At 70.9% G+C, this 15,578-nt stretch carries 15 protein-coding genes; 1 reads left to right on the plus strand and 14 read right to left on the minus strand.

The genetic code is table 11. The annotated features are described in order from the left end of the window. Window positions 1-24 precede the first annotated feature (24 nt). From hslO to yrfG, 3 genes are read right to left on the minus strand one after another with little or no spacing between them, the layout of a single operon-like run. The gene (gene hslO / locus NFC98_RS13440; RefSeq protein ID WP_254275435.1) at window positions 25-900 is read right to left on the minus strand and encodes an Hsp33 family molecular chaperone HslO; all 876 of its coding nucleotides are present in this window, start codon (window positions 898-900) and stop codon (window positions 25-27) included. 12 nt (window positions 901-912) lie between these two features. Continuing rightward, the gene (gene hslR / locus NFC98_RS13445; protein WP_254275436.1) at window positions 913-1,299 is read right to left on the minus strand and encodes a ribosome-associated heat shock protein Hsp15; all 387 of its coding nucleotides are present in this window, start codon (window positions 1,297-1,299) and stop codon (window positions 913-915) included. Continuing rightward, complete coding sequence (yrfG, locus tag NFC98_RS13450; protein WP_183333924.1) at window positions 1,292-1,996, minus strand: GMP/IMP nucleotidase; 705 nt, start codon at window positions 1,994-1,996, stop codon at window positions 1,292-1,294. The genes hslR and yrfG overlap by 8 nt, the downstream gene beginning before the upstream one ends. Window positions 1,997-2,097: 101 nt before the next feature. On the opposite strand from yrfG, the gene nudE reads away from it, so the two are divergent. Next, on the plus strand, window positions 2,098-2,679 hold the full coding sequence (gene nudE / locus NFC98_RS13455) for an ADP compounds hydrolase NudE (RefSeq protein WP_254275437.1): 582 nt from the start codon (window positions 2,098-2,100) through the stop codon (window positions 2,677-2,679). A gap of 3 nt (window positions 2,680-2,682) precedes the next feature. Here the strand turns inward: nudE and NFC98_RS13460 are convergent, their stop codons facing one another. The 11 genes from NFC98_RS13460 to nrdR form a co-directional block, all read right to left on the minus strand. Next, entirely contained in the window at window positions 2,683-3,762 is a 1,080-nt protein-coding gene (locus NFC98_RS13460) for an oxidoreductase (RefSeq protein WP_254275438.1), read from the minus strand. Window positions 3,763-3,819: 57 nt separating this feature from the next. After that, complete coding sequence (gene ilvD, locus NFC98_RS13465; RefSeq protein ID WP_254275439.1) at window positions 3,820-5,664, minus strand: dihydroxy-acid dehydratase; 1,845 nt, start codon at window positions 5,662-5,664, stop codon at window positions 3,820-3,822. A 366-nt stretch (window positions 5,665-6,030) separates the two neighbouring features. Then, window positions 6,031-8,490, minus strand: coding sequence for an endopeptidase La (gene lon / locus NFC98_RS13470; RefSeq protein ID WP_254275440.1), 2,460 nt, complete (start codon window positions 8,488-8,490; stop codon window positions 6,031-6,033). A gap of 139 nt (window positions 8,491-8,629) precedes the next feature. Further along, on the minus strand, window positions 8,630-9,865 hold the full coding sequence (locus tag NFC98_RS13475; RefSeq protein ID WP_254275441.1) for a DUF945 family protein: 1,236 nt from the start codon (window positions 9,863-9,865) through the stop codon (window positions 8,630-8,632). A 58-nt stretch (window positions 9,866-9,923) separates the two neighbouring features. Then, a complete protein-coding gene (locus tag NFC98_RS13480; protein ID WP_254275442.1) occupies window positions 9,924-10,397 on the minus strand; it encodes a phosphatidylglycerophosphatase A in 474 nt (157 codons plus the stop codon). Continuing rightward, window positions 10,394-11,368, minus strand: a complete 975-nt coding sequence (gene thiL, locus NFC98_RS13485; RefSeq protein ID WP_254275443.1) for a thiamine-phosphate kinase — start codon at window positions 11,366-11,368, stop codon at window positions 10,394-10,396. The genes NFC98_RS13480 and thiL overlap by 4 nt, the downstream gene beginning before the upstream one ends. 13 nt (window positions 11,369-11,381) lie before the next feature. Next, window positions 11,382-11,885: a transcription antitermination factor NusB gene (gene nusB / locus NFC98_RS13490; RefSeq protein WP_183333908.1), complete on the minus strand. Its 504-nt coding sequence runs from the start codon at window positions 11,883-11,885 to the stop codon at window positions 11,382-11,384. Further along, the gene (gene ribE, locus NFC98_RS13495; protein ID WP_254275444.1) at window positions 11,882-12,376 is read right to left on the minus strand and encodes a 6,7-dimethyl-8-ribityllumazine synthase; all 495 of its coding nucleotides are present in this window, start codon (window positions 12,374-12,376) and stop codon (window positions 11,882-11,884) included. The genes nusB and ribE overlap by 4 nt, the downstream gene beginning before the upstream one ends. A 67-nt stretch (window positions 12,377-12,443) precedes the next feature. Continuing rightward, entirely contained in the window at window positions 12,444-13,622 is a 1,179-nt protein-coding gene (ribBA, locus tag NFC98_RS13500; protein ID WP_183333904.1) for a bifunctional 3,4-dihydroxy-2-butanone-4-phosphate synthase/GTP cyclohydrolase II, read from the minus strand. 246 nt (window positions 13,623-13,868) lie between these two features. After that, window positions 13,869-15,065 (minus strand): bifunctional diaminohydroxyphosphoribosylaminopyrimidine deaminase/5-amino-6-(5-phosphoribosylamino)uracil reductase RibD, encoded by a 1,197-nt coding sequence (gene ribD, locus NFC98_RS13505; RefSeq protein WP_254275445.1) that lies wholly within the window; start codon window positions 15,063-15,065, stop codon window positions 13,869-13,871. 25 nt (window positions 15,066-15,090) lie between these two features. Next, complete coding sequence (nrdR, locus tag NFC98_RS13510; protein WP_183333900.1) at window positions 15,091-15,573, minus strand: transcriptional regulator NrdR; 483 nt, start codon at window positions 15,571-15,573, stop codon at window positions 15,091-15,093. Window positions 15,574-15,578 lie beyond the last annotated feature (5 nt).

A 15,578-nucleotide genomic window follows, 5' to 3' on the forward strand; every position in this document is an offset into this window, starting at 1 on the left:
CGCCTCGCGCGACGGCACAGCGCCTCAGTGGAGCACGGGGGGCGGCTCGTCGGCGCCGGCCAGCAGCGCCTCGATGTCCTGCTCGGAGAAGACGTAGCGGGAGTGGCAGAAGTGGCACTGGGTGTCGATGGTGCCGTGCTCGGCCAGCACGTCGCGCAGCTCGGCCTCGCCCAGGGTCAGCAGCGAGCCGGCGATGCGCTCCCGGGAGCAGGTGCAGCCGAAGCGCAGCGGCTTCGGCTCGAAGACCCGCACCGTCTCCTCGTGGTAGAGGCGACGCAGCACCTCCAGGGGGGCCAGCCCCAGCAGCTCCTCGGCCTTCACGGTATCGGCCAGCAGCACCGAACGCTCCCAGGCATCGCTGTCCTGGTTGCGCGACTCGTCGGGGATCCGCTGCAGCAGCAGGCCGCCGGCGCGCTGGCCATCGGCGGCCAGCCACAGCCGCGTCGGCAGCTGCTCCGACTGGGCGAAGTAGTCGGCCAGGCACTCGGCCAGGCTGTCCCGGTCCAGCGCCACGATGCCCTGGTAACGGTGCCCCTCCCGCGGGTCCAGGGTGATCATGATCTGCCCCTCGCCGAGCAGTTCGCGAAAGCCCGTCGCCTCGCCGGGCATCGGCGCGTCCTCGGCCAGCCGGGCGATGGCGCGCAGCTCGCCGCCGGGATTGGATTCGGCCATCAGCAGGGAGAGGGCGCCCTGGCCGCGCACCTCGATGCTCAGGGTGCCGTCGAGCTTGACGGTGTCGGTGAGCAGCGCAACGGCGGCGAGCAGCTCGCCGAGCAGGCGGTTGACCACGGCCGGGTAGTCGTGGCGATCGAGCACCTCGGCATAGGCCTGCTCGAGGGTGACGATCTCGCCGCGCACGTTGGTGTCGTCGAAGAGGAAACGCTGGATCTGGTCGGTCATGGGGCTCTCTGTCTAGTCATCCTGCTGGCGCTGGAAGCGGTGGATCTCCCGGCGCTGCTTCTTGTCGGGGCGCTTGAGCGGGTGCTGCATGGCCTGGCTGGTGAGGCGGCGCGCCTCGGCCTCGCGCTCGCGCCGCGCGACGCTCTCCTCGGTCTCGCGATAGAGGGCGCGGGCCTCCGGGGCGCCGCGGCGCTGGTCGGAGAGCGCCACTACCTCCACCTCCATGAGGTCCCAGCCCTGGGGCACGCGCACCCGGGCGCCCACCTCCACGGTCTTGCTGGTCTTGGCACGGGCGCCGTTGTAGTGGACCTTGCCGCCCTCGACGGCCTTCTTGGCCAGGGCGCGGGTCTTGAAGAAGCGCGCCGCCCACAGCCACTTGTCGAGCCGCACGCTATCCATGGGCGCCCGCCTCCGGCCTGCCATCGCCCCCCTGCCCCGGCGGCACGTTGCCGGGCAGGATCGAGGCGAAGCGATCCAGGGCGATGAACTCTTCGAGCTCCTTCTCGGGCCGGGTGCTGTCGGGCTGCTTGATGCCGAGCAGGTGGCGGATGCCGAACTCCCGGGCGCTCTCCAGCACCCTGGGGTTGTCGTCGATGAACAGGGTGCGGCCCGGGTCGAACGGCTCGACCTCCTGGAGGGCGAACCAGAACTCCTGGGCCTCCTTGGGCACGCCGAGGTCCGCCGAGGAGACGATGGCATCCAGGTACTCCTCGAGGCCGGTCAGCGGCAGCTTGAGCGCCAGGCTCTCGCGGTCGGCGTTGGTGGCCAGTACCACCCGGGGGTGGGCCTGCCGGAGCCACTTGAGGAAGTCCAGGGCGTCGCCTCGCAGGCCGATCAGGTGCTGGATCTCGCGCTTGAGGGCGACGATGTCCACGTCCAGCTCGCGGCTCCAGTAGGCCAGGCTGTACCAGTTGAGGGTGCCCTGCTCGTGCAGCACCTTCGAGCGCACCACCTCCTGGGTGGCCTCGTCGAGCTGGTGCAGCTCCACGTAGCGCCGCGGCAGGTGCTCCAGCCAGAAGTGGCTGTCGAAGTGCAGGTCGAGCAGGGTGCCGTCCATGTCGAGCAGGACGGTATCGATGGCGCGCCAGTCGATCATCGCGACTCCCGGGGTGATGGCAGAGGGTTGTGGCAAGGGGTGGTGGCTGGCAAGGGGTGGTATTGTATCAGGCGCCTTCCCTACCCAGAAACGGAGAGCCCATGACCGAGTCCCGCTGGCCGCAGAAACCCGAGGTGCTCGAGCGCCGCTCGGTAGCCCGCAGCCGCCTGTTCCACGTCGAATCCCTGGACCTGCGCTTCTCCAACGGCGAGGAGCGCACCTTCGAGCGGCTGACGGGGAGCGACCAGGGGGCGGTGATGATCGTCGCCATGCCCGACCCGGAGCACGTGCTGCTGATCCGCGAGTACGCGGCCGGCTTCGAGGACTACGTGCTGACCCTGCCCAAGGGGCTGGTCGACCCCGGCGAGGACATCGTCACCGCCGCCAACCGCGAACTGATGGAGGAGTGCGGCTTCGGCGCCAACCGCATCGAGCCGCTGGTGGAGCTGTCGCTGGCGCCCAACTACATGCGCCACCGCATGCAGGTGCTGCTGGCCAGCGACCTCTACCCCCGGCGCCTGCCCGGCGACGAGCCGGAGCCGCTGATCGTCGAGACCCACGCCATCGAGGAGCTGACGGCCCTGCTGGCCCGGGACGACTTCCACGAGGCGCGGGCCATCGCGGCCCTCTATATCGCCCGCGACCGGCTGCGCAGCGAGCAGGTGCCGACCCGCTTCTGGTAGCCGCTAATGCCCGTGCAGGCGGCGGATCGGGCGGCTTTCGCGAAAGCGCAGCCAGCGGCCCTGGCGATAGCTGTCCAGCCCGGTCTCGAGCAGGGTCATCACATCCATGGCCTCGTCGAGGGTCACCGGCAGGGGGGTGCCGTGCAGCAGCGCCCGGGCGACGCCGGCGTAGTAGGCCGGCCAGTCGCCGGGCAGGCCGGGATGCGTCCGGCCCTCGGGCCCCTCGCCCTCCGCCTCGGCCAGCACCAGCCGGCCGGGCTCCGGGTCCTCGCCCCAGCCCGGTGACGGCACTTCCCCGGCCTTGAGCCGCGCCTCCTGGGGGTCCAGGCCGAGCTTCACGTAGCTGCCGCGGGTGCCATGCACCCGGAAGCGCGGCGTGGGGTCGGCCACCAGGGAGCTGGCCTGCAGGGTCACCCGCAGGCCCTCGTACTCCAGCAGGCAGAGGAAGTCGTCGTCCACCTCGGCGCCATCGCGCACCGTGGCCAGCTCCAGCAGGATCGCCTTCGGCATGCCGAACAGGGCGCGCACCTGGTCGAGCAGGTGCGGGCCCAGGTCGAACCAGATGCCGCCGCCGGGCTGGTGATGGTCCCGCCAGCGGTCGGTGACCGTTGGCCGGAAGCGGTCGAAGCGCGACTCCAGCGACACCACGCGGCCCAGGGTGCCGGTCTCGAGCAGCGCCTGCAGGGTCAGGAAGTCGCTGTCCCAGCGGCGGTTGTGGAAGACGCTCACCGACCGCTCGACCTCCTCCGCCTGGTTCCTGAGCAGGCGCGCCTCGGAGAGCGAGACGGTGAACGGCTTGTCGATCACCAGATGCTTGCGGGCGTTCAGGGCGGCTTTGGCCAGCGGGAAGTGGGTCGCATTGGGGGTGGCGATCACCACCAGATCGATGTCGCGCCGGGCGAACAGCGCCGGCGGCTTGGCCAGCACCTCCACCTCGGGCAGGTCGGCGTGGACCCGGTCGGCATCGCGGCTGACCACGGCGGTCAGCTCCAGTCCGGGCGTCGCCTGGATCAGCGGGGCGTGGAAGGTCCGGCCCGCCATGCCGTAGCCGATCAGGCCGACGTTGAGGGTCTGGGTCTTCATCGCTCGGGCTTTCCTGCAGGTGGATGCCCCGGCACGAGGCCGGGGCAGGAAGGTCGCTCAGTCGAGCTTCGAGAGGTCGCGCACCGCGCCCTTGTCGGCGGAGGTGGCGAGCATGGCGTAGGCCTTGAGCGCCGCGGAGACCTTGCGGTCGCGCTGGATACTGGGCTTCCAGGCGGCAGCGCCCTTGGCCTCCTCGGCCTCGCGGCGGGTGGCCAGCTCGGCGTCGGTCAGCCTGACGTTGATCGACCGATTGGGGATATCGATCTGGATGATGTCGCCGCTCTCGATCAGGCCGATGGCGCCGCCGGCGGCGGCCTCCGGGGAGACATGGCCGATGGAGAGGCCGGAGCTGCCGCCGGAGAAGCGCCCGTCGGTCATCAGTGCGCACACCTTGCCGAGCCCCTTGGACTTGAGATAGGAGGTCGGGTAGAGCATCTCCTGCATGCCCGGGCCGCCGCGGGGGCCCTCGTAGCGCACCACCACCACCTCGCCGGGCTTCACCAGCCCGCCCAGCACGTGCTCCACCGCCTGGTCCTGGGACTCGACCACGTGGGCCGGCCCCTCGAAGACCAGGATCGACTCGTCGACCCCGGCGGTCTTCACCACGCAACCGTCCTTGGCGATGTTGCCGAACAGCACGGCCAGGCCCCCCTCGCGGGAGAAGGCGTGCTCGAGGTCGCGGATGCAGCCGTTGGCGCGGTCGCCGTCGAGGCTCGGCCAGCGCGCGGCCTGGGAGAAGGCGGTCTGGGTGGGAATGCCGCCGGGGCCGGCCTTGTAGAACTCCACCACCTCGGCGCTGGGGTTGCGCATGATGTCCCACGCGTCCAGGGCATCCTTGAGGGTATCGCCATAGACGGTGGGCACGCGGGTATCCAGCACCCCGGCGCGGTCGAGCTCGCCGAGGATCGCCATGATGCCGCCGGCACGGTGGCAGTCCTCGATATGGTACTGCTGGGTGTTGGGCGCCAGCTTGCAGAGCTGCGGCACCTCCCGGGAGAGCCGGTCGATGTCGGCCATGGTGAAGTCCACCTCGGCCTCCTGGGCGGCGGCCAGCAGGTGCAGGATGGTGTTGGTGGAGCCGCCCATGGCGATGTCCAGGGTCATGGCGTTGCGGAAGGCCGCCTTCGACCCGATGGCCCGGGGCAGCAGGTGCGCCTCGTCGCCCTCGTAGACGCGCTTGGCCAGCTCGACGATGCGGCTCCCCGCCTCCTCGAACAGCCGGCGGCGATCGGCGTGGGTGGCCAGCACGGTGCCGTTGCCGGGCAGCGCCAGGCCAAGCGCCTCCATCAGGCAGTTCATGGAGTTGGCGGTGAACATGCCGGAGCAGCTGCCGCAGGTGGGGCAGGCGCTGCGCTCGATCTCCTCGATCTGCTCGTCGCTGTACTGGTCGTCGGCGGCGTAGATCATGGCATCGATCAGGTCGATGTTGTGGTCGAGCAGCTTGGTCTTGCCGGCCTCCATGGGGCCGCCGGAGACGAAGATCACCGGGATGTTCAGGCGCATGGCGGCGTTGAGCATCCCCGGGGTGATCTTGTCGCAGTTGGAGATGCAGACCAGGGCATCGGCGCAGTGGGCGTTGACCATGTACTCGACGCTGTCGGCGATCAGGTCGCGGCTGGGCAGCGAGTAGAGCATGCCGTCGTGGCCCATGGCGATGCCGTCGTCCACGGCGATGGTGTTGAACTCCTTGGCCACGCCGCCGGCCTTCTCGATCTCGCGGGCCACCAGCTGCCCCATGTCCTTCAGGTGGACGTGGCCCGGCACGAACTGGGTGAAGGAGTTGGCCACGGCGATGATGGGCTTGTGGAAGTCCTCGTCCTTCATGCCGGTGGCGCGCCACAGGGCGCGGGCGCCGGCCATGTTGCGGCCGGCGGTGGTGGTGCGGGAACGATACTCGGGCATGGTGTCCTCTTCTTTTCTCGGCCGCCCTGTCGCGCGGGCAGTCCTGTGTCCAGTCAACCGCAGGATTCTGGCATGCGCGGCGCGGCCTGGCCAGATGCCGAGCGCCGAGCGCCGAGCGCCGAGCGCCGAGCGCCGAGCGCCGAGCGCCGAGCGCCGAGCGCCGAGCGCCGAGCGCCGAGCGCCGAGCGCCGAGCGCCGAGCGCCGAGCGCCGCAGGATGATGCCGCCAGCCATGCTGCCGTCAAGTGTCTCTACTCGGCACCAGCCGCCCGTCACTGAACGGCTGGGCGCTAGGCGCTTGCAGCTGGGCGCTGCCCGAGGGGCTGCTGGGCGCTAGGCGCTTGGAGCTGGGCGCTGCCCGAAGGGCCTAACCGAACACCACCCGGGCCACGTCCCTGTAGCGCTTGGCGAAGTGCACCGTCATGCCCTCCCTGAGGTGGTCGGGCAGTTCGTCGTAGTCGCGGCGATTGGCGTCGGGCAGGATCACCTCGAAGATATCGCTGCGCCGGGCGGCGATCACCTTCTCGCGGATGCCGCCCACCGGCAGCACGTGGCCGGTGAGGGTCAGCTCGCCGGTCATCGCCATCGGCCGGTCGACGGCCTGGTGGCGGGCCAGCGAGAGCAGCGCGGTGGTCATGGTGACCCCCGCCGAGGGGCCGTCCTTGGGCGTGGCGCCCTCCGGCACGTGCAGGTGCACGAAGGCGGAGTCGAAGAAGTCGGCGTCGGCGCCGTACTCGGCCAGGTGGCCCAGCACGTAGCTGTAGGCGATGTTGGCCGACTCCTGCATCACCTCGCCGAGCTTGCCGGTGAGCTTGAAACCGCGGGTCAGCGAGTGCACCTTGCCCGCCTCGATGGGCAGGGTGGCCCCGCCCATGGCGGTCCACGCCAGTCCGGTGACCACGCCCTCCCCCTCGAGCACCTGCTCCTTGCGGAAGATCGGTGCGCCCAGGAACTGCTCCAGGTTCTTCACCGAGACCTTCACCGACTGCTGGTCGTGCTCCAGCAGCCGGACCGCCGCCTTGCGCACGATGCGGTGGAGCTGCTTCTCGAGCTGGCGCACCCCCGCCTCCCGGGCATAGCCCTCGATCACCTGACGCAGCGCGGCCTCGGTGAGGTTGATGCGCTTCTTCGGGATGTTGTCGCGCTTGAGTAGCTTGGGCCACAGGTGGTTCCTGGCGATGGCCAGCTTCTCCTCGGCGATGTAGCCGGAGAGGCGAATCTGCTCCATGCGGTCGAGCAGCGGCCCCGGGATCGAGTCGAGGGTGTTGGCGGTGCAGACGAACAGCACCTTGGAGAGATCCAGGCGCACGTCCAGGTAGTGGTCGAGGAAGTCGACGTTCTGCTCCGGGTCGAGCACCTCGAGCAGCGCCGAGGCCGGGTCACCCTGGAAGGACTGGCCGAGCTTGTCGATCTCGTCGAGCATGATCACCGGGTTCTCGACCTCGACCTCCTTGAGCGCCTGCACCAGCTTGCCGGGCATGGCACCGATATAGGTGCGCCGGTGGCCCTTGATCTCTGCCTCGTCGCGCATGCCGCCCACCGAGAAGCGGTAGAACTCGCGACCGAGCGCCTCGGCGATGGAGCGGCCCACGGAGGTCTTGCCCACCCCGGGCGGGCCCACCAGCAGCAGGATGGAGCCGCCCACGTCGCCCTTGAAGGTGCCCTCGGCGAGAAACTCGATGATGCGCTCCTTCACGTCGGCCAGGCCGTCGTGGTCGCGGTCGAGCACCTGGCGGGCATGGGCCAGGTCGAGCTGGTCCTGGCTGCGCACGCCCCAGGGGAGGCTGGTCAGCCAGTCGAGGTAGTTGCGGGTGGTGCCATACTCCGGCGAGCCGGTCTCGAGCACCGAGAGCTTGTCGAGCTCCTCCTCGATGCGGGTCAGCACCCGGGGCGGAACGACCAGCCCCTCCAGGCGGTCGCGGAAGGTATCGACGTCGTTCTCGCGATCGTCCTTGGAGATGCCCAGCTCGCGCTGGATCACCTTGAGCTGCTCGCGCAGGAAGAACTCGCGCTGGCGCTCCTGCATCTGGGCGTTGACCTGGTCGCTGATCTCGCTCTGCAGCTGGGCGACCTCGATCTCCTTGCGCAGCAGCGGCAGCACCTTCTGCATGCGCGAGAGCACCGGCAGGGTGGCCAGCACGTCCTGCAGCTCGTGCCCCTTGGCCGAGGTGATGGCCGCGGCGAAGTCGGTGAGCGGGCCCGGCTCGTGGGGGCTGAAGCGGTTGAGGTAGTGCTTGAGTTCCTCGCCGTAGAGCGGGTTGATCGGCAGCAGCTCCTTGATGCCGTTGATCAGCGACATGGCATAGGCACGCGCCTCGTCGGCCTCGGCGTCCACCGGCTCGCGGGGGTAGCTCACCTCCACCAGGTAGGGCGGCTCCCGGGAGATCCAGCGCTGGATGCGGAAGCGCTTGAGCCCCTGGGCGATGAACTGGATCTGGCTGTCCTCGCCCTGCAGCTTGTGCACCTTGACCGCGGTGCCGATCTCGGGGAAGTCGTCGTGGGCCAGCCCCTCCACGGCGGCCTCGCCGACGAAGGCCAGGCCCACGGTGTGGTGCGGGGTCTTGCCCACCCGGCGCATGGTCTCGGCCCAGCGCTCGCGGTTGATCACCAGCGGCTGCACCTGGGCGGGGAAGAAGGGGCGATTGTGGATCGGCAGCAGGTAGATGCGCTCGGGCAGCGTGTCGCCGGCCGGCACCATGGCGTGATGCGGCTGGTCGGGGGCGTCGTCGAGGTCGAAGGCCTCGTCCTCGTCATGGGACGGGTCGCGGTCATCGTGCAGCCACTCCGGTGCGTCCGGGTCGTGGCGGCGATCCTGGTCATCGCTCATGGGGTCTCGTCCTGATCCTGTGATGGCTCATGCCGTTGGGTTCAGGAATGCGGGCGAAGGTGACCAACTTCAAGTCGCAGGGCCGGGCCGGCGCCTCCGATCACCGCCCCGGCTCATCGCCGCCGCTCATCGCTGCGGTTTATCGCCAGAGGGGCGGCAGCGGGCGGCCGTTGACGCGCACCCGGCCGCGGATCACGTCGATCTCGAGCTCCCGGGTGTCCAGCGGCAGACCCAGCCACAGCGCCACCACCGTCGGCACGTCGTGCCAGGTGAAGTCGCCGTCCAGGCGGGACAGCCAGCGGGCCTGCTGCGCCTTCTCGTCCAGGCGGGCGAGGCTCAGCTCGTCGAGGCGCCGGGGGTCGAAGAACAGCGCCCCCTCGCCGCGGGCCTTCAGGCCCAGCATGGGGCTCTCCAGGTCGACCACCGGGACGTCAAGCCGAGGGGAGTCCTGCAGGGTGGCGATCAGCTCCGGCTCCAGGCGCGCCAGCAGTTCGCGTCCCTCCAGGGGCTGTCCCTTGGCCGCCTCGTCGCGCAGCCGCGCCAGCGCCTCGCGCACGGCGTCGGCATTGATCCGCGACAGCGCCAGGGCCACCCGGCCGGTCAGCAGCACCTGCTCGGCCGCCTGGACCTCGGTCAGGGTCAGCTCGCCGTCGATGCTCAGCTCGCGGTCATCGAGCTGCATCAGGCTGCGATAGAGCAGCTCGCTGGCCTCCAGCGCCAGGTTGGGCTGCTGCCAGGTGAGCCGGTCGATGCGCAGCAGGTCATGCTGGGTGAAGTGGTGGGCTCCGGCGGTATAGGCGTAGCGGCTCTCCAGGGCGATGGGGCCCGACTCCAGGGTGGCCACGCCGTCGGTGAGGCGCCAGGGCTGCAGGCGAACCCGCAGCCGCCAGTCGCCGTACTGGCCGCCGAAGGTGAGCTGGCCGCCGCGGAAGTCGAGCTCCCGGGGCCCCTGGCTGGCGATGAAGGGGGCGAGCTGGATGCTGCCTTCCAGGGTCCCGCCGAGGGTCTGGTAGCTGGCATGCCAGCGTGGCGGGCTGGAGGGCAGCCAGTCGCCGAACAGCCGCACCTGCCGGGGGCCCGCGAGGGGCATCGCTTCCCCCGAGACGCGGGTGCTGAAGACGCCGTGGCGCGCCTCGTAGGAGAGCTCGAGCTGCCAGCCGTCGCCCAGCAGCGGCGACATGCGGATGGTCCCCGAGGAGGCCAGCCAGCCCTGCTCGACCTCGCTGCGCTCGACCACCAGCTCGCCGCGGGCCTCGAGGTCGCCCAGGGCGCGCGCCAGCTCGCGCTCGAAGAGCAGCGAGGCGACCAGCTGGGCCACCGCCCAGATCACCGCCAGTCCTACCACCACCGGGGCGATCAGACGTTCCTTGCGCATGGCGGCTCCCCTCCCTGTGACGAGCCCGGGTGACGGCGCCGGCGGAGCCGCCGGCCCCTCAGTGTAGCCAGAACCAGATGTGCATGATGCTCCAGGCGTAGATGCCCGCCATCACGTCGTCGATCATGATGCCGAAGCCCCCGGCGACGCGCCGGTCCATCCAGCGGATCGGCCAGGGCTTGATGACGTCGAACACCCGGAAGACGACGAAGCCCCACAGCGCCGCCTCCCAGGAGAAGGGCACCGCGGCCATGGTGATCCAGTAGCCGACGAACTCGTCCCAGACGATGCCCGAGTGGTCGTGCACCCCGAGGTCGCGGGAGGTCTTCTCGCAGATCCAGACCCCCCAGACGAAGGCCACCACGATCACCCCCAGGTACCAGTCCAGGGGGAGGTCGGAGAGCAGCCAGTAGAAGGGAATGGCGGCCAGGGTACCGAAGGTGCCCGGCGCCCAGGGCGCGGCGCCACTGCCCAGGCCAAAGGCCAGGAAATGGGTCGGGCGGTGCCAGATGCTGGCGGGGGCACGGTTCATGCGCCGCCCCCCTCGCCCGCCGCGGGCTCGGCCGAGAAGTGCTGCCAGCCACCCTCCCCACGGGCCTCGACGCCCCGCAGGCCGGGCTCGGCCTCGAGCCGGCCGATCACGGTGAGTGGCAGGCCGATCCTGGCCAGCCGCGCCCGGGCCTCGGCGAGATGCTCGGCCGGGAGGCTCACCAGCAGCTCGTAGTCGTCGCCGCCGGAGAGCGCCGCCCGCCGGGCCCCGGCCTCGCCCAGCGCTGCGACCAGCCCCTCGGCCAGCGGCAGCGCCTCGGGGGCGAGGGTGGCGCCGACGCCGGAGCGCTCCAGCACGTGGCCCAGGTCGGCCAACAGGCCGTCGGAGACATCGATCGCGGCGCTGGCCAGCCCCACCAGCGCCTCGCCGGCGGCCAGGCGCGGCTGGGGCCGCAGGTAGCGGGCCAGCAGCGGATGGCACGGGTCGCGCTCGCCGCGCTGCCAGAGCGCCAGGCCGCCGGCGCCACCGCCCAGCGCCCCGGTCACCGCGAGCAGGTCGCCGGGGCGCCCGCCGCCGCGGGTCAGCGCCGCCTCCGGTGCCACCTCGCCCATCACGGTCACCCCGATGGTAGTCGCACCCCGGGTCACGTCACCGCCCACCAGGGCGGTGCCGGTGGCGTCGCACAGCGCCCGGAAGCCGCGGGAGAAGCCCTCCAGCCAGTCGTCGTCCGCCGACGCCAGGGTCAGGGCCATCAGGCACCAGCGGGCTCGGGCGCCCATGGCGGCCAGGTCGGAGAGGCTCACCGCCAGGGCCCGGTGGCCGACCGCCTCGGCGGGGGCATCCGCGGGATAGTGGACGCCGGCCACCGAGGTGTCGACGCTGACCGCCAGCCGGCATCCCGGGGCGGGGGCCAGCAGCGTGCAGTCGTCCCCTACCCCCAGCGCCACGCCGGCATCGCCACCGGGCGGCGGGGGGGTGAAGTAGCGGGCAATCAGTTCGAATTCGCTGTGCATCCGGTGGCAACCTTCAGCGGCGGCGGGCGGCAACCTCGGCGCTGCGCAGCCGGCCGGCGAGCTTGTCGAGGATGCCGTTGACGTACTTGTGGCCGTCGGTGGCACCGAAGGACTTGGCGAGCTCGACCCCCTCGTTGATCACCACCCGATAGGGCACCTCCAGGCGCCGCGAGAGCTCGTAGGCCCCCAGCCGCAGGATGGAGAGCTCGATGGGGTCGAGGTCGTCGAGGCGACGGTCCAGCAGCGGCGCGATGGAGGCGTCGAGGTCGGCCTTGAAGCGCGCCACGTTGTGCAGCAGCTCATGGAAGAGCGCCAGGTCGGCGATCTCCATGACCTTGTGCCAGTTCTCGTGGTCCTCGAGGTCGTCATCGGCCAGCTGGCTGCGGAACTCCGCCTCCACCGCGGTGATCGACTTACCGGTCATCTGCCACTGGTAGAGCCCCTGCACCGCCAGCTCGCGGGCGGCACGCCGGGAAAGCTGGGCCTTCGAGGGCTCGCGGGAGCGCTCGCGGCTCATGCCTCTTCCTCCTCGTCGTCGCCGAAGCAGCGCAGCAGCGAGACCATCTCCATGGCGGCCATGGCCGCCTCGGCGCCCTTGTTGCCGGCCTTGGTGCCGGCGCGCTCGATGGCCTGCTCGATGGAGTTGACGGTCAGCACGCCGTTGGCGATGGGGGTCTCGAACTCCAGCTGCAGGTTGCCCAGGGCCGCATTGCAGCCGCCGGCCACGTACTCGAAGTGGGGCGTGCCGCCGCGGATCACCGCGCCCAGCGCGATCACCGCGTCGGGCCGCGCCGCCTTGAGCACCTTCTTGACCGCCAGCGGCAGCTCCCAGGCACCCGGCACATGGACGATGTCGATGTGCTCGGCGGCCACGCCGTGGCGCACCAGGCTGTCGACGGCGCCTTCCACCAGGCTGTCGACCACGTGGTGGTTGAAGCGGCCCACCACGATGATGTAGCGGCCGTCCACATCGACGAAGCTGCCTTCCACTTGAGAAATGGGTTCCATGTCTGTCTTCCTGATGATGCGGGGGCACGACCCGGGGGCCGCACCCGCTTGGTGATCGGGGTCGGCGTCAGTCGACGCGGTGCTCGGCCTCGGCAGCGTCTGCCGAGGCGACATCCTCGGGGCTCAGGCGCTCGACCACTTCCAGGTCGAACCCGGAGAGGGCCGAGAACTTCCAGGGGGAGCTGAGCAGGCGCATCTTGCTGACGTTGAGGTGGCGCAGGATCTGCGAACCGGTGCCGATGGTCAGGTAGTTGCCGGCCCCGTCGGAGGCGCTGTTGCGCGGCGCCCGCCGGCGCTCCAGGAAGGTATCGAGGTAGTCACGCAGGTCCTGACGGGGGCGGCCGTCGTCGAGCAGCACGAAGACGCCGCGTTCGCTGCGGGCCACCTCGGCGATGGCCCGGTGGGCGTTCCACTGGGCGCTGTCGCCCTTCTGCAGGCTGAGCAGGTCGCGCATCGCGTCGGCCAGGTGCACGCGCACCGTGGTCGGGGTCTCGGGGCTGGGGCGCCCCTTGACCAGCGCCAGGTGGTGGGCGCCCTGGATGCTGTCGCGGAACACGTGCAGGGTCAGCTCGCCGAAGGCGGTCTGGACCGGGGTGGCCTCCACGTGCTCCACGGTCTGCTCGTTGTGGATGCGGTAGTGGATCAGGTCGGCGATGGTGCCCATCTTCAGGCCGTGCTCGGCGGCGAAGCGCTCGAGCTCCGGGCGACGCGCCATGCTGCCGTCGTCGTTCATGATCTCGCAGATGACGCCGCTGGGCTCGAAACCGGCCAGCGCCGCCAGGTCACAGGAGGCCTCGGTGTGACCCGCCCGGCGCAGCACGCCGCCGGGCTCGGCCATCAGCGGGAAGATATGCCCCGGCTGGACGATGTCCTCGGCCCGGGCGTCCCGGGCCGCCGCGGCCTGCACGGTGCGGGCCCGGTCGGCGGCGGAGATGCCGGTGGTCACGCCGTCGGCGGCCTCGATGGAGACGGTGAACTTGGTGGCGAAACCCGAGCCGTTGTCGGTGACCATCAGCGGCAGGTTGAGGCGCTCGCAGCGCTCGCGGGTCATGGGCAGGCAGATCAGCCCGCGCCCGTGGCGGGCCATGAAGTTGATGTGCTCGGCCTGCACCTTCTCGGCGGCCATGATCAGGTCGCCCTCGTTCTCGCGGTCCTCATCGTCCATGAGGATCACCATCTTGCCCTGGCGGATGTCCTCGATCAGCTCCTCGATGGGGGCCAGGCCGCCGGCAGTTGCGTTCACCATGAGATCTCCAGAAATTCAGCGTGGCGGGCGTCGGCCAGCGGCGACGGTCGCGTCGTCCACAGGCGTCGCCTCGCCTCGAAACGGCGTCAGAGTACCGTGGCGCGGCGTCGGGCGCCAGTAAAGAGCCGTGGCGCGGCGTCGGGCGCCAGTAAAGAGCCGTGGCGCGGCGTCGGGCTCCAAGATGCGTTCTAGGGGCTGTTCCGGCGACAGGCCTATGAGGAGGCGCTGTGAACCCATCCATGGGCGCTACCGACGCCGTCTATGGCGTAGGACCTCCTCTTCGGCCTGTCCCCGGCGCCCCTCACTATTCAGCGTGCGGCGCTCGGGCCGGGCGGTGATGCGCCAGTCGCGGCCCACGGCGCGAATATCGAGGATCTCGAGGCCGCGCTGATGGGCCATGGTCTCGATGCCGGCGAGCTGGAACAGCGGCCGGGCCTCGCCGCCCAGCAGGGTGGGCGCCACGAACAGCTGCATCTCGTCCACCAGCCCCGCGTCGAGCATGGCCCCGGCCAGGGTGGCCCCGGTCTCCAGCAATACCTCGTTGGCCTGCTCCACGTCGGCCAGGTAGCGCAGCAGGGCGTGGAGGTCGACCCGGCCGGCGGCATCGGCGGGCAGCACGACCACCTCGGCGCCGGCGGCCTCGAGCCGGGCGCGCCGCTCGGCCTCGTGCCCCTCGACCGTGGCCACCAGGGTACGGCCGGGCTCGGTCAGGCAGGCCGCGGCCTCGGGCAGGCGCAGCCGGCTGTCCACCACCACGCGCAGCGGCTGGCGGCCGGCGATCAGCTCGACGTCCTCGAGCTCGGCCTGGTCGGCGCGCACGGTGAGGCGGGAGTTGTCGAAGATCACCGACTCCACGCCGGTCAGCACGACGCTGGAACGGGCGCGAAGACGCTGCACCTCGCGGCGCGCCTGGGGGCCGGTGATCCACTGGGACTCGCCGGAGCGCATGGCGGTGCGGCCATCGAGGCTCATGGCCATCTTCAGCCGCACGAAGGGACGACCGTGGTCCATGCGCATGATGAAGCCGGGGTTCAGCGCCCTGGCCTGATCTTCCAGCAGCCCCACCTCCACCTCGATCCCCGCCTCGCGCAGCAGGGCGATGCCCCGGCCGGCCACCGCCGGGTTGGGGTCGGCCATGGCCACCACCACTTTCGCCACCCGGGCCTCGACCAGCGCCAGGGCGCAGGGGCCGGTTCGGCCGTGATGGGAGCAGGGCTCCAGGGTCACGTAGGCGGTGGCGCCACGGGCGGCCTCGCCGGCCTGGCGCAGGGCGTGGACCTCGGCATGGGGCTCGCCGGCACGCGCGTGGAAGCCTTCGCCGACCGGCTGTGCGTCCTTGACCAGCACGCAGCCGACGCGAGGATTGGGATCGGTGGTGTAGAGGCCGCGGCGGGCCAGCACCAGGGCCCGGGCCATCCAGGCTTCGGGGGTCTGCTCGACCATGGGGCTCCTCGACGTTGGGGGAGGGTCAGTCCCGCGGCTCGTCGGGTCGAAAGCTTGGCTCCTGGGCCAGGCGGTCGATCTCGGCGCGGAACTCGTCGATGTCCTGGAAGCGGCGATAGACCGAGGCGAAGCGGATGTAGGCCACCTGGTCCAGGCGCTTGAGGGCGTGCATCACCTCCTCGCCGATGTCGCGGGCGTGGATCTCCCGCTCGCCCCGGGCCCGCAGGGTCTGGCGGATGCGCTGCACCGCCGCCTCGATGGACTCGGCGCTGACCGGCCGCTTCTCCAGCGCCCGCAGCATGCCGGCACGCAGCTTCTGCTCGTCGAAGGATTCGCGGGAGCCGTCGCCCTTGATCACCCGTGGCATCACCAGCTCGGCGGTCTCGTAGGTGGTGAAGCGTTCGCCGCAGGCCACGCACTGCCGGCGACGACGGACCTGGTCGCCCTCGGCGACCAGCCGCGAGTCGGTGACCTTGGTGTCATGGGTACCGCAGAAGGGACAGTGCATCGCTG

The sequence above is a fragment of the Halomonas sp. 3H genome (assembly GCF_024206005.1).
Lineage (GTDB): Bacteria > Pseudomonadota > Gammaproteobacteria > Pseudomonadales > Halomonadaceae > Halomonas > Halomonas campaniensis.

Excerpts from the sequence above, each read along its gene's own strand:
- NFC98_RS13475 (WP_254275441.1), bottom strand. The coding sequence starts at position 9,865 with ATGCGCAAGGAACGTCTGATCGCCCCGGTGGTGGTAGGACTGGCGGTG.
- hslO (WP_254275435.1), bottom strand. The coding sequence starts at position 900 with ATGACCGACCAGATCCAGCGTTTCCTCTTCGACGACACCAACGTGCGC.
- nrdR (WP_183333900.1), bottom strand. The coding sequence starts at position 15,573 with ATGCACTGTCCCTTCTGCGGTACCCATGACACCAAGGTCACCGACTCG.
- yrfG (WP_183333924.1), bottom strand. The coding sequence starts at position 1,996 with ATGATCGACTGGCGCGCCATCGATACCGTCCTGCTCGACATGGACGGC.
- nudE (WP_254275437.1), top strand. The coding sequence starts at position 2,098 with ATGACCGAGTCCCGCTGGCCGCAGAAACCCGAGGTGCTCGAGCGCCGC.
- NFC98_RS13480 (WP_254275442.1), bottom strand. The coding sequence starts at position 10,397 with ATGAACCGTGCCCCCGCCAGCATCTGGCACCGCCCGACCCATTTCCTG.
- ribE (WP_254275444.1), bottom strand. The coding sequence starts at position 12,376 with ATGGAACCCATTTCTCAAGTGGAAGGCAGCTTCGTCGATGTGGACGGC.
- ribD (WP_254275445.1), bottom strand. The coding sequence starts at position 15,065 with ATGGTCGAGCAGACCCCCGAAGCCTGGATGGCCCGGGCCCTGGTGCTG.
- thiL (WP_254275443.1), bottom strand. The coding sequence starts at position 11,368 with ATGCACAGCGAATTCGAACTGATTGCCCGCTACTTCACCCCCCCGCCG.
- NFC98_RS13460 (WP_254275438.1), bottom strand. The coding sequence starts at position 3,762 with ATGAAGACCCAGACCCTCAACGTCGGCCTGATCGGCTACGGCATGGCG.
- lon (WP_254275440.1), bottom strand. The coding sequence starts at position 8,490 with ATGAGCGATGACCAGGATCGCCGCCACGACCCGGACGCACCGGAGTGG.
- ilvD (WP_254275439.1), bottom strand. The coding sequence starts at position 5,664 with ATGCCCGAGTATCGTTCCCGCACCACCACCGCCGGCCGCAACATGGCC.
- ribBA (WP_183333904.1), bottom strand. The coding sequence starts at position 13,622 with ATGGTGAACGCAACTGCCGGCGGCCTGGCCCCCATCGAGGAGCTGATC.
- nusB (WP_183333908.1), bottom strand. The coding sequence starts at position 11,885 with ATGAGCCGCGAGCGCTCCCGCGAGCCCTCGAAGGCCCAGCTTTCCCGG.
- hslR (WP_254275436.1), bottom strand. The coding sequence starts at position 1,299 with ATGGATAGCGTGCGGCTCGACAAGTGGCTGTGGGCGGCGCGCTTCTTC.